14 protein-coding genes are annotated in these 14,844 nt (G+C 64.6%); 12 read left to right on the forward strand and 2 right to left on the reverse strand.

All coding sequences use genetic code 11. The features are described 5' to 3' along the window. The first annotated feature begins 31 nt into the window (after nucleotides 1-31). The 5 genes from QA645_RS10220 to QA645_RS10240 are packed head-to-tail and all read left to right on the forward strand — an operon-like array spanning nucleotide 32 to nucleotide 5,440. The gene (locus QA645_RS10220) at nucleotides 32-610 is read left to right on the forward strand and encodes a TRAP transporter small permease (RefSeq protein WP_254133652.1); all 579 of its coding nucleotides are present in this window, start codon (nucleotides 32-34) and stop codon (nucleotides 608-610) included. 4 nt (nucleotides 611-614) lie between these two features. Next, nucleotides 615-2,021 (forward strand): TRAP transporter large permease, encoded by a 1,407-nt coding sequence (locus tag QA645_RS10225; protein WP_254133651.1) that lies wholly within the window; start codon nucleotides 615-617, stop codon nucleotides 2,019-2,021. After that, entirely contained in the window at nucleotides 2,018-3,067 is a 1,050-nt protein-coding gene (locus QA645_RS10230) for an L-idonate 5-dehydrogenase (protein WP_283049952.1), read from the forward strand. The genes QA645_RS10225 and QA645_RS10230 overlap by 4 nt, the downstream gene beginning before the upstream one ends. Before the next feature lie 13 nt (nucleotides 3,068-3,080). Then, nucleotides 3,081-4,271: a mannonate dehydratase gene (gene uxuA, locus QA645_RS10235; protein ID WP_283049954.1), complete on the forward strand. Its 1,191-nt coding sequence runs from the start codon at nucleotides 3,081-3,083 to the stop codon at nucleotides 4,269-4,271. 17 nt (nucleotides 4,272-4,288) lie between these two features. Next, nucleotides 4,289-5,440 carry an alpha-hydroxy acid oxidase gene (locus QA645_RS10240; RefSeq protein WP_283049956.1) on the forward strand — a complete coding sequence of 384 codons (1,152 nt, stop codon included), beginning with the start codon at nucleotides 4,289-4,291 and terminating at the stop codon, nucleotides 5,438-5,440. A gap of 5 nt (nucleotides 5,441-5,445) precedes the next feature. On the opposite strand, the gene QA645_RS10245 is transcribed toward QA645_RS10240, so the two are convergent. Then, nucleotides 5,446-6,384 (reverse strand): LysR family transcriptional regulator, encoded by a 939-nt coding sequence (locus QA645_RS10245; RefSeq protein WP_283049958.1) that lies wholly within the window; start codon nucleotides 6,382-6,384, stop codon nucleotides 5,446-5,448. A 213-nt stretch (nucleotides 6,385-6,597) separates the two neighbouring features. On the opposite strand from QA645_RS10245, the gene QA645_RS10250 reads away from it, so the two are divergent. The 6 genes from QA645_RS10250 (at nucleotide 6,598) to QA645_RS10275 (ending at nucleotide 12,483) form a co-directional block, all read left to right on the forward strand. Then, on the forward strand, nucleotides 6,598-7,677 hold the full coding sequence (locus QA645_RS10250; protein WP_283049959.1) for an ABC transporter ATP-binding protein: 1,080 nt from the start codon (nucleotides 6,598-6,600) through the stop codon (nucleotides 7,675-7,677). A 33-nt stretch (nucleotides 7,678-7,710) separates the two neighbouring features. Further along, entirely contained in the window at nucleotides 7,711-8,427 is a 717-nt protein-coding gene (locus tag QA645_RS10255) for an HAD family hydrolase (protein WP_283049961.1), read from the forward strand. A 15-nt stretch (nucleotides 8,428-8,442) separates the two neighbouring features. Continuing rightward, the gene (locus QA645_RS10260) at nucleotides 8,443-9,750 is read left to right on the forward strand and encodes an FAD-binding oxidoreductase (RefSeq protein ID WP_283049963.1); all 1,308 of its coding nucleotides are present in this window, start codon (nucleotides 8,443-8,445) and stop codon (nucleotides 9,748-9,750) included. Nucleotides 9,751-9,772: 22 nt separating this feature from the next. After that, entirely contained in the window at nucleotides 9,773-10,816 is a 1,044-nt protein-coding gene (locus tag QA645_RS10265) for an ABC transporter substrate-binding protein (RefSeq protein WP_283049964.1), read from the forward strand. A 72-nt stretch (nucleotides 10,817-10,888) separates the two neighbouring features. Further along, the gene (locus QA645_RS10270) at nucleotides 10,889-11,701 is read left to right on the forward strand and encodes an ABC transporter permease (RefSeq protein ID WP_254135511.1); all 813 of its coding nucleotides are present in this window, start codon (nucleotides 10,889-10,891) and stop codon (nucleotides 11,699-11,701) included. Beyond that, the gene (locus QA645_RS10275) at nucleotides 11,698-12,483 is read left to right on the forward strand and encodes an ABC transporter permease (protein WP_283049966.1); all 786 of its coding nucleotides are present in this window, start codon (nucleotides 11,698-11,700) and stop codon (nucleotides 12,481-12,483) included. The genes QA645_RS10270 and QA645_RS10275 overlap by 4 nt, the downstream gene beginning before the upstream one ends. A gap of 144 nt (nucleotides 12,484-12,627) precedes the next feature. Here the strand turns inward: QA645_RS10275 and QA645_RS10280 are convergent, their stop codons facing one another. Then, the gene (locus tag QA645_RS10280) at nucleotides 12,628-13,278 is read right to left on the reverse strand and encodes a TetR/AcrR family transcriptional regulator (RefSeq protein ID WP_254133641.1); all 651 of its coding nucleotides are present in this window, start codon (nucleotides 13,276-13,278) and stop codon (nucleotides 12,628-12,630) included. Nucleotides 13,279-13,491: 213 nt separating this feature from the next. On the opposite strand from QA645_RS10280, the gene QA645_RS10285 reads away from it, so the two are divergent. Next, nucleotides 13,492-14,829: an MFS transporter gene (locus QA645_RS10285; protein WP_283049967.1), complete on the forward strand. Its 1,338-nt coding sequence runs from the start codon at nucleotides 13,492-13,494 to the stop codon at nucleotides 14,827-14,829. Nucleotides 14,830-14,844 lie beyond the last annotated feature (15 nt).

Genomic DNA, 14,844 nt, shown 5'->3' on the forward strand with positions numbered 1-14,844 from the left:
ACGACGTGAATTAGTTTTGGGGAGTAACCACATGTCGACTGCCGAAGTGCACCGGCAGATCACCGGAGACGAGATCGCCCATACCTTCGAGGAGGAGGCGACGCCGAAGGTCGATCTCGGCGTCTACGCTTTCGAGGATTGGGTGGCACTGGTGATCTTCTGGGTGATGGCGCTGGCCGTCTTCCTGCAGTTCTTCACCCGCTATGTCCTCAATGACAGCTATGCCTGGACCGAGGAGATCGCGACCTACTGCCTGATCGGTGTCGTCTTCATCGGCGCCTCGATGTGCGTGCGGCTGTCGCGGCACATCCAGGTCGACCTGATCTACCGCTATCTGCCGCATGTCGTCGCGCGCGCGCTGTCGACGGCGATCGACCTGATCCGGATCGCCTTCTTCGGTTACGCCATCAAGCTGGTCTGGGTCTACATCCAGATCATCGGCGACGAATCCATGACCACGATCAATCTGCCCAAGGACTACGTCTATTACGCCGTTCTCCTCGGCTTCGTGCTGATGTTCGTGCGCTCGGTGCAGGTCGCGCTGCAACATCTGCGACAGGGCTATTCGATCCTCGAACGTCCCGGCGCCTACGACGGTTTTGAAGGATAATCTCATGCTGCTGTTGCTTGGCGGTTTTCTCGTCCTGATGCTGCTCGGCGTTCCCGTGGCGATTGCCATGGCCGCGTCGTCGTTGCTCTACATCCTGGTCAGCGGCGTGACGCCGGATGTTACGCTGGCGCAACGCATGATCGCGGGCGTCGAGAGCTTTCCGCTGCTCGCCGTGCCTTTCTTCATCCTGGCCGGCAATCTCATGAACATCGCCGGCGTCACCGGCCGCATCTACAAATTCGCCGTCGCGCTGGTCGGCTGGATGCGCGGCGGCCTCGGTCACGTCAACATCATCGGTTCGGTGATCTTCTCCGGCATGTCCGGCACCGCGATCGCGGATGCCGCCGGTCTCGGCACCATCGAGATCAAGGCGATGAAGGACCACGGCTACACCACCGAGTTCTCGGTCGGCGTCACCGCGGCCTCGGCCACGCTCGGCCCGATCATCCCGCCGTCGCTGCCCTTCGTGATCTACGGCATGATGGCGAACGTCTCGATCGGTGCGCTGTTCCTCGGAGGCGTCATTCCCGGCATCGTCATGACGCTGCTGATGATGGCCACCGTCACCTACTTTGCGCACAAGAACAAATGGGGCAGCGACACGCCGTTCTCCTGGCCGCAGCTCGGCTCGGCCGGCCTCGAGATCGCCATCGTGCTCGCATTCCCGCTGGCGATCTGGCTGATGGTGATGGCCGGCATGTCGACCAACATGGCCGTCGTCATCGGCCTCGGCGCGCTGCTGGCGATCGACTGGTACTTCGATTTCTCCGCGGTGATGGCGCTGATGGCACCTGTCATCCTGATCGGCGGCATGACGCTCGGCTGGTTCACGCCGACCGAGGCGGCCGTGGCCGCGGTGATCTGGTCGCTGTTCCTCGGCCTCGTGCGTTACCGCACCATGACCCTGAAGACGGTGGCGAAGGCGACCTTCGACACCATCGAGACCACGGCTTCCGTGCTGTTCATCGTCACCGCAGCCTCGATCTTCGCCTGGCTGCTGACGGTGTCGCAGGCGGCCCAATTGCTGTCGGACTGGATGCTCAGCATCACCCACAACAAATGGGTGTTCCTGGCGCTCGCCAACGTGCTGATCCTGTTCGTCGGCTGCTTCATCGACACCACGGCGGCGATCACCATTCTGGTGCCGATCCTGCTGCCGATCGTGCTCAAGCTCGGCATCGATCCGATCCATTTCGGTCTGATCATGACGCTGAACCTGATGATCGGCCTGTTGCATCCGCCGCTCGGCATGGTGCTGTTCGTGCTCGCCCGCGTGGCAAAGCTCTCGGTCGAGCGTACGACGGTCGCGATCCTGCCCTGGCTGGTGCCGCTGCTGATCGCGCTGATCGCGATCACCTACATTCCCGAACTCACCCTCTGGCTGCCAAAATACATGGGACTTTCCAAATGACCTCGACCTCTCTCGCCGCAACCCTGTTTGGCCCCGAAGATCTCCGCATGATCGAGCATCCGCTCGACAAGCTGGCCGACGGCATGGTGCGTATCCGCTTCGGAGCCGGCGGCATCTGCGGCTCGGACATGCATTACTTCCGCCACGCCCGGACCGGCGATTTCGTCGTGAAGTCGCCGCTGGTGCTCGGTCACGAGATCTCGGGCCAGGTCGTGGAGATCGCGGGTTCCGCAGCCAATCTGAAGGTCGGTGACCGCGTCGCCGTCAACCCGTCGCGCTGGTGCGGCCATTGCGGCGCCTGCCGCGAGGGCCGGCAGAACCTCTGCGAGAATATCTACTTCATGGGCTCGGCGTCGAAGACGCCGCACATGCAGGGCGGTTTCGCCAACTATTTCGACGCGATCCCGGCGCAGTGCGTGAAGATCCCGGACCACGTGTCCTATCAGGCCGCGGCGCTCGCCGAGCCGCTCGCGGTCTGCCTGCACGCCGTTGCACGTGCCGGCAAGATCGAAGGCAAGCGCGGCATCATCTTCGGTGCCGGCCCGATCGGGCTCTTGACCATGCTTGCCGCGCACCGCGCCGGCATGGCTGACGTCACGGTGGCCGACATCGCACCGGCGCCGCTCGCCTTCGCGACAAAGCTCGGTGCGTCCCATGTCGAGAACGTCTCGGGCGGAGAAGAGGGCCTGAAGGCGCAAGCGGCGTCGCGTCCCTACGACGTCGCGTTCGAGGTCTCGGGCACGGCCGCTGGTCTTGCCAGCGCCATCGGCATTATCAGGCGCGGCGGCGTGGTGGTGCAGATCGGCAATCTGCCGGGCGGGCAAATTCCGACGCCGTCGAATGCGGTGATGGCAAAGGAGATCGACCTGCGCGGCTCGTTCCGCTTCGGGCTTGAATTCATGACGGCGGTGGAATTGATTGGATCCGGCAGCGTCGACGTGCTGTCACTCGTCACCGCCGAGCGGCCGTTGTCGACCGCGCCTGACGCGCTGCGGCTGGCGCTCGACCGCTCGCAGAGCGTCAAGGTCGTGCTGACTGCCAACTGATTGGAGAATACCCATGATGCTCGAGGGATGGCGCTGGTACGGACCCAATGATCCCGTGTCGCTCGACGACGTCAGGCAGGCCGGGGCGAGCGATATCGTCTCGGCGCTGCATCAGGTGCCGATTGGCGAGGCCTGGACGCGCAAGGCGGTCGAGGAGCGCAAGAATTTCATCGAGAATGGCCAGCCCGGCCGCTCGCAGCTGATCTGGTCGGTGGTGGAATCGATTCCGATCCCTGACGACGTCAAGCGGCTCGGCGGAAAGGCGACGAAATCGATCGAGGCGTGGATTGCAAGTCTTGAAGCAGTGGCCGCAGCCGGCATCAAGGTCATCTGTTACAACTTCATGCCCGTCGTCGACTGGTGCCGGACGGATCTCGAATGGGAGCTGCCAAACGGCGCCCGTGCCCTGCGCTTCGATCAGGATCGCTTTGCGGCGTTCGAGCTGCATATCCTGGAACGTCCGGCTGCGCGACAGGAATACTCCCCCGAGCAGCAGGCGCGCGCCAAAAAGCTGTTCGATCAGATGAGCCAGGCCGATATCGACTATCTCATCATGGTCATCGCCAGCGCGTTGCCGGGCTCGACAACCGAGCCGATGACCATTCCGCAATTCCGCGACAAGCTGGACGCTTATCGCGACATCACGCCAAAAATCCTGCGGCAGCATCTCGCCGAATTCCTGAGCCGCGTCGCGCCGGTCGCCGAGCAGCTCGGCGTGTCGCTGACGCTGCACCCCGACGATCCGCCGCGGCCGCTGTTCGGCCTGCCGCGCATCGCTTCCACGGCCGAGGACTACCAGGCGCTGTTTGACGCGGTGCCGTCGAAGGCCAACGGCATCTGCCTCTGCACGGGCTCGCTCGGCGTGCGCGCCGAGAACGATCTGCCCGCCATGGCCGAACGCTTCGGCCCGCGCATTGCCTTTGCCCATCTGCGCGCGACCAAGCGCGAGGCGGACGGGGTATCGTTCCACGAGTCCGATCATCTCGACGGCGACGTCGATATGATTGCGGTGCTCAAGGCGTTGTTGAAGGAGAATGCGCGGCGCTCACCGGACCAGAGGATCGTCTTCCGTCCCGACCACGGCCATCGCATGCTGGACGATCTCGCCGCTACCAAGCGCACCAATCCCGGCTATACTGCAATCGGCCGCCTCCGTGGCCTCGCCGAGCTCCGCGGCGCGATTCGTGCGATCGAGCATCACTAGGAGATCTAAGGTAAGCGATGCGGCTGGCACAGTGTCATAACTTCCACGATTTCCGGCGGCTGGCACGCAGCCGGCTGCCCGGCCCGATCTTCGACTATATCGACGGCGGGGCCGACGATGAGACGACCCTTCGCCGCAACAGTGCCAGCTTCGAGCATTGCGACCTGTTACCCAACGTGCTGCGCGGCGTGCAGCAGGTCGACCTCTCGGTCACCGTCATGGGCCAGAAGCTCGCGCAGCCGTTCTACTGCTCGCCGACCGCCTTGCAGCGGCTGTTTCACTATGACGGCGAGCGTGCGGTCGGCGCGGCGGCCGCGAAGTACGGCACCATGTTCGGCGTCTCCTCGCTGGGCACGGTGAGCCTGGAGGAATTGCGCAAGGCCTATGACACGCCGCAGGTCTATCAGTTCTATTTCCACCGGGATCGCGGTCTCAACCGCGCCATGATGCAGCGGGCCAAGGAGGCCGGCGTCGAGGTCATGATGCTGACCGTCGACAGCATCACCGGTGGCAATCGCGAGCGCGATCTGCGCACCGGCTTCAGCATTCCCTTCCGCCTGACGCTGGCCGGCATGCTGCAATTCGCGATCAAGCCGCGATGGGGCATCGACTATGTCACCCACGAGAAATTCCGGCTGCCGCAACTGGACGAGCACGTCGACATGGGCGGCGGCACCATGTCGATCGGCCGCTATTTCACGGAGATGCTGGATCCCGCGATGAACTGGGACGATGTCGCGGAGATGGTGAAGAACTGGAACGGGCCGTTCTGCCTGAAGGGGATCATGTCGGTGGAAGACGCGCGTCGCGCGGTCGACATCGGCTGTGCCGGCATCGTGCTGTCCAACCATGGCGGCCGCCAGCTCGACGGCTCCCGCTCGGCCTTCGACCAGCTCGCCGAAATCGTCGACGCCGTGGGTGACCGCATCGACGTGATGATGGATGGCGGCATCCAGCGCGGAACCCATGTCCTGAAAGCGCTGTCGCTCGGTGCCAAGGCGGTCGGGCTCGGACGATACTATCTCTATCCGCTCGCCGCGGCGGGCCAGCCCGGTGTCGAGCGCGCCCTCGGGCTGCTGCGCACGGAGCTCGAGCGCGGCATGAAGCTGATGGGATGCACGTCGATCAGCCAGCTGTCGCGCGCCAATCTGCGCTTCCGGCCCGGGTAGCGCGCTCAATAGCAGGCGGCCATCGCGCCGAGCTTCGGATAGAGCTTGTCGATCGCCGCGACCTCGCTGTGCATCTGGGCGATGATCCAGTCGCGGATCTCCGCGGCGATGGGGCGCATCGGCCGGTTGCGCGGCGGCAGGAATTCGCAGATGCGGCGCGTGGTGGTGAGCCTGTCGGAGGCCGGCACCAGCGCGCCGGTCAACAGCCAGTGCGAGGCGACCGTGAGCCAGCCGAGCGCGATGCCCTGGCCGAGCAGCGCCGCCTGCACCACGACCGCATAATCGGTGAAGCTCAGCGCCTTGGCGGCGCCGCGCCGTCCGGTGAGCAGCGACGCATAATCCGCGGCCCAGTCGCCCGGCGTCTCGGCGAGGCGGATGATGGTGTTGCCCTCTGCGGGGTCGGTCTCGCCGAGATAGCCCGGGCTGCACATCGGCAGCATGACCTCCTTCATCACCAGCGTGCCACCGGACGACGGCTCTTCGCGGTCACGAAAGCGCATGCCGAGGTCGACATTCTCGACCGCCCCGCGCAGCGCGCCGGAGATCAGCTGGAAGCGCAGATCGACCTGCGGAAACTGCCGCTGCAGCTTGTCGATGCGCGGCATCAGCCAATGCGTGGTGAAGGCGGAGGAGACCGACAGCGTCACCGTCTCGGTGCCCTTGCGGCGCCGCTCGATCTCGGTGAGACCGGTCTCGATGCTGCGAAAACCTTCGAGCACGCGGCGATAGAGCAGCTCGCCTTCCTCGGTGAGCACCGCGCGGCCGGCCTTGCGGTCGAACAGGCGGACGCCGAGATGGTCCTCGAACTGGCCGAGCATGCGGCTCACCGCGGGCTGCGTGACGTTCAATTCGGCGGCCGCTGCCGTGAAGCTGCCATTGCGCGCCGCTGCGTCGAAGACGAACAGGGCGTTACTTGAGGGCAGCATCCGGCGCAGCTCGGGCATAACGTCATGTTATGAGCGCGGTGAGAATTTGGCAATTGCCGAGTTTTGCCAAGTCTGGTGTCATTGGCATCACAGCCTAACGACAGGGTGTTTTGAGGAAGAATTTGGTGCGGCGCACGCCGCGCCGGCAAGTGCTCGAAAACGCTGTCTATAATACAGGCTTATGGCGCGCAGTGAGGCACGCCATTGCAGGGAACGAGACGAGGTCGATCGTTGGACAAACGAGCGGAAAGCGTCGAGATCAGGTCCGCGAGCAAGGCGTATGGCGCCGTTCGCGCTCTCGACGACGTTTCCCTCAATGTCGGCGCCGGCGAATTCGTCTCGTTGCTCGGCCCCTCCGGTTCCGGCAAGACCACGCTGCTCGGCATTCTGGGCGGCTTCATCCTGCCGACTTCCGGCACAATTCTGTTCGGCGGCCGCGACGTCACCTATATGCCGCCGCACAAGCGCGACATCGGCGTGGTGTTCCAGAACTACGCGCTGTTCCCGCATATGAGCGTCGGCGAGAACGTCGCCTTTCCGCTGCGCGCGCGGCGCCTGCCGAAAGCGAGCTGGCCCGACAAGGTGCGCGCGGCGCTCGCGATGGTCGGGCTCGCCGGCTACGAGGAACGCGGCATCGCGCAGCTCTCCGGCGGCCAGCGCCAGCGCGTGGCGCTGGCACGCGCCATGATCTTCGAGCCGCAGCTGATCCTGATGGACGAGCCGCTCTCGGCACTCGACAAGCAGCTTCGCGAATCCATGCAGATCGAGCTGCGTGCGCTGCACCGGCGTATCGGCGCCACCATCATCTATGTCACCCACGACCAGCGCGAGGCGCTGACCATGAGCGACCGCGTCGCCGTGATGAAGGACGGCAAGCTGATCCAGATCGACCAGCCCGAGCGGCTGCACGATCATCCCGCCGATTCCTTTGTCGCGAGCTTCATCGGCGAGGCGACGATGCTGCCGGTCCGCCGCGTCGATGCCTCCAGCGTCGCACTCGGTCATGCGCTTCTGCGCAGCGCCCGCGCCATTCCCGATGGTAATGCGCTGATGCTCGCCGTGCACAGCGAAAAGCTCCTGATCGACGACGGCGCGCAGGATGCCGCCTGCAACCGCCTGACCGGGACGGTGACCGACATCGTCTACCAGGGCGAGAGCCTGCGCATCTTCCTGGCGCTGACGGACGGCATCGCGCTCAGCCTGCGCCAGCCGGCCTATCACCAGGCCTATGGCCGCATCCCGCCGCTCGGCGGCAGCCTCACCGTCACCCTTCATCCCGAGGACACCATCGTGGTGCCCAGGGTGGACTGACCAAACCTTGTCCAACCGAGAGAAGAAACGGATATGTCGACCCAAGCCGCGTTCAGCAATTTCAAGGTTCTCACCTTCGACGTCGTCGGAACCCTGATCGATTTCGAGACCGGCGTACTCAACGCGGTGCGCAGGATTTCGGGCAAGACGCCGGCCGAGCTCAGCGACGAGCAGATTTTTGAGCCCTACAAGCGCGGCCGCGACAAGCATTACGAGCGCTCCAGCGAGGTGATGTTCCACGTCTATCGCCATCTCGCCACCGAGCTCGGACTGCCGGCGGACGATGCGTCCTGCGACGTGTTCCAGCTCTCGGTGCTGCGCTGGGGACCGTTCTCGGACTCCGTGGAGGCGCTGAAGCGCCTGCGCACGAAATTCCGCCTCGTGGCGATGACCAATGCCGATCGTGTCGCGCTGTCCTGCTACGCCCACGCGCTCGGCAATCCCTTCGACGACACCGTCTGCGCTGACGACACTGGCGTGGCGAAGCCGAACCCGGAGTTCTTTGCCTATAACAAGGGGCGTCAGTCGGCGTTCGGCTACAAGCAGTCCGATATTCTCCACGTCGCGCAGAGCCAGTATCACGACATCGGGATCGCGCGGAAGCTCGGCTACAAGGTGTGCTGGATCGAGCGCCGCCAGGGCGTCGCCGGATTCGGCGGCACGCCGGCGGTGGAGACGCTGACGAAACCGGACTTCCATTTCCCGACGCTGAAGGCGCTGGCCGACGCGGCCATCGGGCCTGCGGCGTAATCCGTGAGTGCGGGCATGACACGGGACTGGAACGCGCTGCCGTCGGCCAATTCGCTGTGGGAAGCCACGGCGGAGCCGGCGCGCGCGTTTCCCGTGCTGTCCGGCGAGCAACAGGCGGATGTCGTGATCATCGGTGCGGGCTATACCGGCCTGTCCGCCGCGCACCACATCGCCAAGAGTGGCTTGTCGCCGGTCGTGCTGGAAGCCAATCGTCCCGGCTGGGGCGCGAGCGGCCGCAATGGCGGCGTGATCACCGCAAAGTTTCGGCTGTCGTTCCGCGAGATCGACGCCACCCATGGCCGTGCCATGGCAAGGCGGATGTACGAGATCGCGCATGAATCGACCGACATGGTCGAGGAGCTGGTCTCTGAATTCGGTATCACCAGCGCGAACCTCGTGCGCACCGGACAGGTCAAGGCTGCGCATAACGAGGTGACGCTGAAGGCCGCGATCGACGAAGCCAACTGGATGACGCGCGAGATGGGCTCGGCCGAGGTCCGTATCCTCGACAAGAGCGGCGTGCGCGACGAGACCGGCTCGGACATCTTTGTCGGCGGCGTGCTCAATCCCGGCTCGGGCGGCATCCATCCGCTGAATTATCTGCGCGGCCTTGCCGATGGCGTGGCGCGCCGCGGCGTACCGATCTTCCAGGAATCGCCGGTTATAAGGCTCCGGCGAGAGGGTGATGGTATCGTCGCCGAGACGCCGCAAGGCGCGGTGCGCGCCAGGCAGGCGATCATCGCCACCAACAGCTATTCCGACCTCACCGGCGCGACCGCGCATCTGCAGCGCACGCTGATCCCGTTCCGCAGCGCGCTGATCGCGACCGAACAGCTGCCGCGCAATCTCGCCGGCAAGCTGATGCCGACCGGACGCACCTACACCGAGACCAAGCGCATGATGCGCTGGTTCCGCATGGTCGACAACCGCGTGATCTTTGGCGGCCGCGGTGCCTTCGGCAAGCAGGATTCGCAAGCCGCGTTCGACGCGCTGCGCAAGGCGATGGTCGGCATCTTTCCTGATCTCGCCGACGTCCCGCTCGAATACAAATGGTCGGGCCTCGTCGGCATGACCCTGGACTCGGTGCCGCATATCGGCCGGATCGACGACCGCACGCTGGTCTCGATGGGCTACAACGGTGCGGGCGTCGCGATGTCGAGCCTGATGGGCCGCTATCTCGCTGCTTTCGTGCGTGGCGAGACGCCCGAGGTCGGGCTGCTCGACGTCAGCCGCATGAAGGCCATTCCTTTCTACCCGCTGCGCGAGCCCGCCGTGCGCATGGTCGCCGGCTGGTACCAGTTTCTCGATGCGATCGGTCAGTGATGTTCATTTGGAGGAGGCGAGGATGAATACGAAGCTGAATTTTGGATTGGGCTGCGCATTGCTGGGCGCATGTGGTTTCACCGCGGCGCACGCCGCCGAGCAGATCACCTTCGTCTCGCAAGGCGGCGCCTATCAGCAGGCGCAGACGGTGGCGATCCTCGATCCCTCCGCCAAGAAGCTCGGCATCACCATCAACCAGGATTCCATCCCCGACGCCTGGCCTGCGATCAAGACGCAGGTCGGCAGCGGCAAGCCGATCTGGGACGTCGTCGACACGCCCACCGGCAATTGCCTGCGTGGTGGCGAGCAGGGGCTGATCGAGAAGCTCGACTTCTCGAAGATTCCAAACGGCGCGGCGATGCCGGAGTCCTATCGCAGTCCCTATTCGGTGTCCTACGAGTTCTATTCGAGCGTGCTGTCCTACAGCCAGAAGACCTTCCCGAAGGACGCGCCCAACAGCTGGGCCGATTTCTGGGACGTCAAGAAATTCCCCGGCCGCCGCGCGCTGCGCAACCATCCGTTCGCCACGCTCGAGGCGGCGCTGATGGCCGACGGCGTCGCGCCGGACAAGCTCTATCCGCTCGACGTCGATCGCGCCTTCAAGAAGCTGGAAGAGATCAAGCCGCACATCACGGTGTGGTGGACCTCCGGCGCGCAGTCGGCGCAGCTCCTCAATGACGGCGAGGTCGACATGGAAATGGCCTGGAACGGCCGCGTCAGCGCGGTCGCGAAGGAAGGCGCCAAGGTCACCTTCACCTACAACCAGGGTATCCTGCAGAGTACGTCGCTCTGCATCCTCAAGGGTGCGCCGAATCTCGACACGGCCGTGAAGTTCCTCAACGAGGCCGTCGATCCCGTGCACCAGGCCAATTTGCCGCTCAACATCGACTACGGCCCGGGCAATCCCAAGGCATTCGAGACCAGCGTGATCAAGCCGGAGCGTGCCGCGCAATTGCCGAGCGAGCCGGCGAATGCCTCGAAGCAAGCACTGATGTCCTACGCCTGGTGGTCCTCGCCGGCCGGAGAAGCCGCCGAGAAGCGCTGGGCATCGTTCATGCAGAAGTAAGAGAGCGAGGCAGCGTTGACGACATCCGTGCCAGATCCCTCCGAGAAGCATCAGCGCCGCGAGAACGGCCTGATGCTGGCACTGGTGTCGCCGGCGTTGCTGGTGATTTTGGCTCTGATCGTGCTGCCGGTCGGCTGGCTGGCCTGGCAGTCGATCTACCATGACGGCTTCACGCTGGAGAACTATCGCCGCGTCTTCACCGAAGACATCTACTGGCGGAGCTTTGCGCTGACCTTTGAGATCAGCCTCGCGGTCACCGTGATCGCGTTGCTGCTCGGCTATCCCGTGGCCTATCTCGCCAACTCCGTGCCGAAGGGCTGGAGCATCCTCATCCTGTCACTGGTGGTGCTGCCGTTCTGGACATCGGTGCTGGTGCGCGCCTATGCCTGGCTGGCGCTGCTCCAGCGCACCGGCGTGATCAATCAGTTTCTGCGTTATCTCGACGTCATCTCCGAGCCGCTGGCGCTGGTGCACAACACCTTCGGAACGGTGGTGGCGACCGTGCACATCCTGCTGCCGTTCATGGTGCTGCCGCTCTACGCCACCATGCAAAAAATCCCCGGCGATCTGATGCAGGCCGGCGCCAGCCTGGGCGCGAGCCCGTCGCTGACCTTCTTCCGCGTGTTCCTGCCGCTGTCGCTGCCCGGCGTGCTGGCGGGCTGCACCATGGTGTTCGTGCTCTGCCTCGGCTTCTACATCACGCCGGAGCTGCTCGGCGGCGGGCGCACGGTGATGGTGTCGATGCTGGTCAGCCGCAATGTCGAGCTCTACAACCAGTTCGGCGCCGCGAGCGCGGTCGCCGTGGTGCTGCTCGTGAGCGTGCTGCTGATCTTCTTTGTCGTCAGCCGCTTTATCTCGCTCGATCGCGTGTTGGGGCAGAAATGACGCGCATCTCGCCCGCCCGCATCGCCCTCTACGTGATCAGCACGCTGGTGCTGATCTATCTGATCCTGCCGGTGCTGATCATCGCGCCGATCTCGTTTTCCAGCGCGCGCTTCCTGACGTTCCCGCCGCCGTCGTTCTCGCTGCGCTGGTACCAGCAATATTTCGCCAATCCGGCCTGGATGCAGGCGACGCAGGTGACGCTGACGGTCGCGCTGTTCACGGTGGCGATCGCAACGCCGTGTGGCGTGGCCGCCGCCTACGCCATCAGCCAGTCGAAGCTGCGGATCATGCGCGTCATCCACATGGCGCTGCTGCTGCCGCTGGTGGTGCCGATCATCATCACCGCGGTCGGCATCTTCTTCGTCTATGCCAAGATCGGCCTGGTCGCGACCCTGCCGGGCCTCGTGCTCGCGAACGTGATGCTGGGCTTGCCTTACGTCGTCATCTCGGTGCTCGCGGGCCTGCAAAGCTTCGATCCCGCGCAGGAGATGGTCGCCCGCAGCCTCGGGATGAACCGCCTGCGCAGCTTCTTTGCGGTGACGCTGCCGCAGATCAAATCGAGCGTGGTCGCCGGCGGCATCTTCGCCTTCATCTCGGCGATGGACGAGACCATCGTCGCGCTGTTCATCTCCGGCGGCCAGTATCAGCCGTTGACCAAGCGCATGTTCACCGCGCTCCGCGACGAGATCGACCCGACCATTGCCGCGATCTCGACGCTGATGACAGCGGCGTCGTTCATGCTGGTGCTGCTGGCGAGCACGCGGCAGAAGAAGGTGGGGTAGGGGACTGTCACCCCAATATCGGTGTCATCGCCCGACTTGATCGGGCGATCCAGTATTCCAGAGACAGTTGTGATTCCACGATAGGCCGCGGCGTACTGGATGCCCCCGTCAAGCCGGGGCATGACAGCGCGTATGGGGCAATCGCTAACCCTTCGCCCCCAGCCACGCCAAGATCATCTCCACGATCTGGCTCCTGCTCTTCGCCAGCACCTTCGGCTCGCTCAAATCCCGATCGAACAGCGCGCCGAAGGTGTGGCGGTTGGCGACGCGGAAGAAGCAGTAGGAAGAGATCGCCAGATGCAGATCGATGGCGTCGACGTCGTCGCGGAAGACGCCCTCGCTGCGGCCGCGCTTCAAGATGCCGTCGAGCGTCGCGATCACGCTGGCGTTGAGCTGGCGCAGCTGCAGATTCTGCTTCAGGTGCTTGCCGTGGTGGATGTTCTCGATCGAGACGAGGCGGATGAAGTTCGGGTTGCGCTCGTCGTGGTCGAAGGTCGCCTCGATCAGCCGGCGCAGGCCCTCGCGCGCGTCGCAGCTTGCGATGTCGAGCTGGTCTTCCAAGGCGCGGATGCTGCGATAGGCTTCCTCCAGCACCGCGAGGTAGAGCTGCTCCTTGCCGCCGAAATAGTAATAGATCATCCGCTTCGAGGTGCGGGTTCGCGCCGCGATCGCGTCGACGCGGGCGCCGGAATAGCCCTCCGAGGCGAATTCGGCCATCGCCACTTCGAGGATGTCGCGCTTGGTGCGCTCGGGGTCGTTGGTGCGCTTCAATGGGGGTGGCATGCGCTCGAGCATCACTGTTTCTCCCGCCCGTTTCTATGGATCACCTTGAAGGTGAAGGCAAATTTCGCCCAATCCGACGTCTTTTGAGGTGGACTTGCATAAACGTACTAGTTCGTACATTATGGATTGAAACCAAGGTTGCGGCAACCAAAAGCAAAAAAAGCGCGCACGGCCGGACGGGCCAAAGCGAGCTGCGACCGCCATCGCACACGGGGAGGACTATTGATGAGCTCGATCTCAACTGCATCGCTGCACGCGCCGGCCGGCACGGACACCACGCCAAACAAGCTGCCGAAGCGCGCTGCGCTCGTCAGCTTCGTCGGCAGCATGCTCGAATACTACGACTTCTTCATCTACGGCACCGCGGCGGCGCTGATCTTTCCAAAAGTGTTCTTCGCCAATGTCGATCCCGCGACCGGGACGCTGCTCGCGCTGTTGTCGTTCGGCATCGGCTATATCGCGCGTCCCGTCGGCGCCGTGATCCTCGGCCATTTCGGCGACCGCATCGGCCGCAAGACGGTGCTGCTGTTCACGCTGGTGATCATGGGCGCCTCGACGCTGGCGATCGGCCTGCTGCCCGACGCCAAGACGATCGGCAATGCCGCGCCCATCATCCTGACGCTGCTGCGCCTGCTGCAGGGCCTGTCGGCGGCCGGCGAGCAGAGCGGCGCAAACTCGCTGACGCTGGAGCATTCCGCCAATTCCAACCGCGCTTTCTTCACGAGCTGGACCCTGAGCGGCACCCAGGCCGGCGCGATCCTGGCGACGCTGGTGTTCATCCCGGTGTCCAGCATGCCGGAAGATCAGCTGCTGAGCTGGGGCTGGCGCATTCCGTTCCTGCTCTCCGCGCTGGTGCTGCTGGTCGCCTATCTGGTGCGGCGGACCATGCCGGAAACGCCCGTGTTCGAAGACATCAAGGACAAGGCGCAAGTGGCGCGCTTTCCCGTGGTCGCGCTGCTGCGTGATTACTGGCCGGACGTGCTGCGCGTCATCGTCTGCGCGCTGATCGCGACCGTCAGCACCCTGACCGCGGTGTTTGCACTCGGCTACGCCACCAGCAAGTTCGGCGTCGCGCGCCCGACCATGCTGTGGGCCGGCGTGCTCGGCAATGTCACGGCGCTGTTCGCGCAGCCGCTCTGGGCCTTGCTCGCCGACAAGATCGGCCGCAAGCCGGTGTTCATCGGCGGCGTGCTCGGCTGCGCCGTGTTGTTGTTTCCCTATTTCATGCTGGTGACCTCGGGCAGCACGCCCGCGATCTTCGCCGCCGCGATCGGCCTCTACATCATCTACTCGGCGCCGAACGCGATCTGGCCGTCGTTCTATGCGGAGATGTTCGAGGCGCGCGTGCGCTATTCCGGCACGGCGATCGGCACCCAGCTCGGCTTCCTCGCCGCCGGCTTCACGCCGCTGGTGAGCGCGAGCTTGGTCGGCGAAGGCCCGAATGGCTGGGTCCCGGTTGCGATCTTCGTGGCCGGCTGCTGCGTCGCCTCCGCCTTGGCCGCGATGACCGCACGGGAAACCCACAAGGTCGACATCGCCGATCTCGGCAAGCGGCGCGCGTGAGCGCAAGACAGGACA

The sequence above is a fragment of the Bradyrhizobium sp. CIAT3101 genome, assembly GCF_029714945.1.
GTDB lineage: Bacteria > Pseudomonadota > Alphaproteobacteria > Rhizobiales > Xanthobacteraceae > Bradyrhizobium.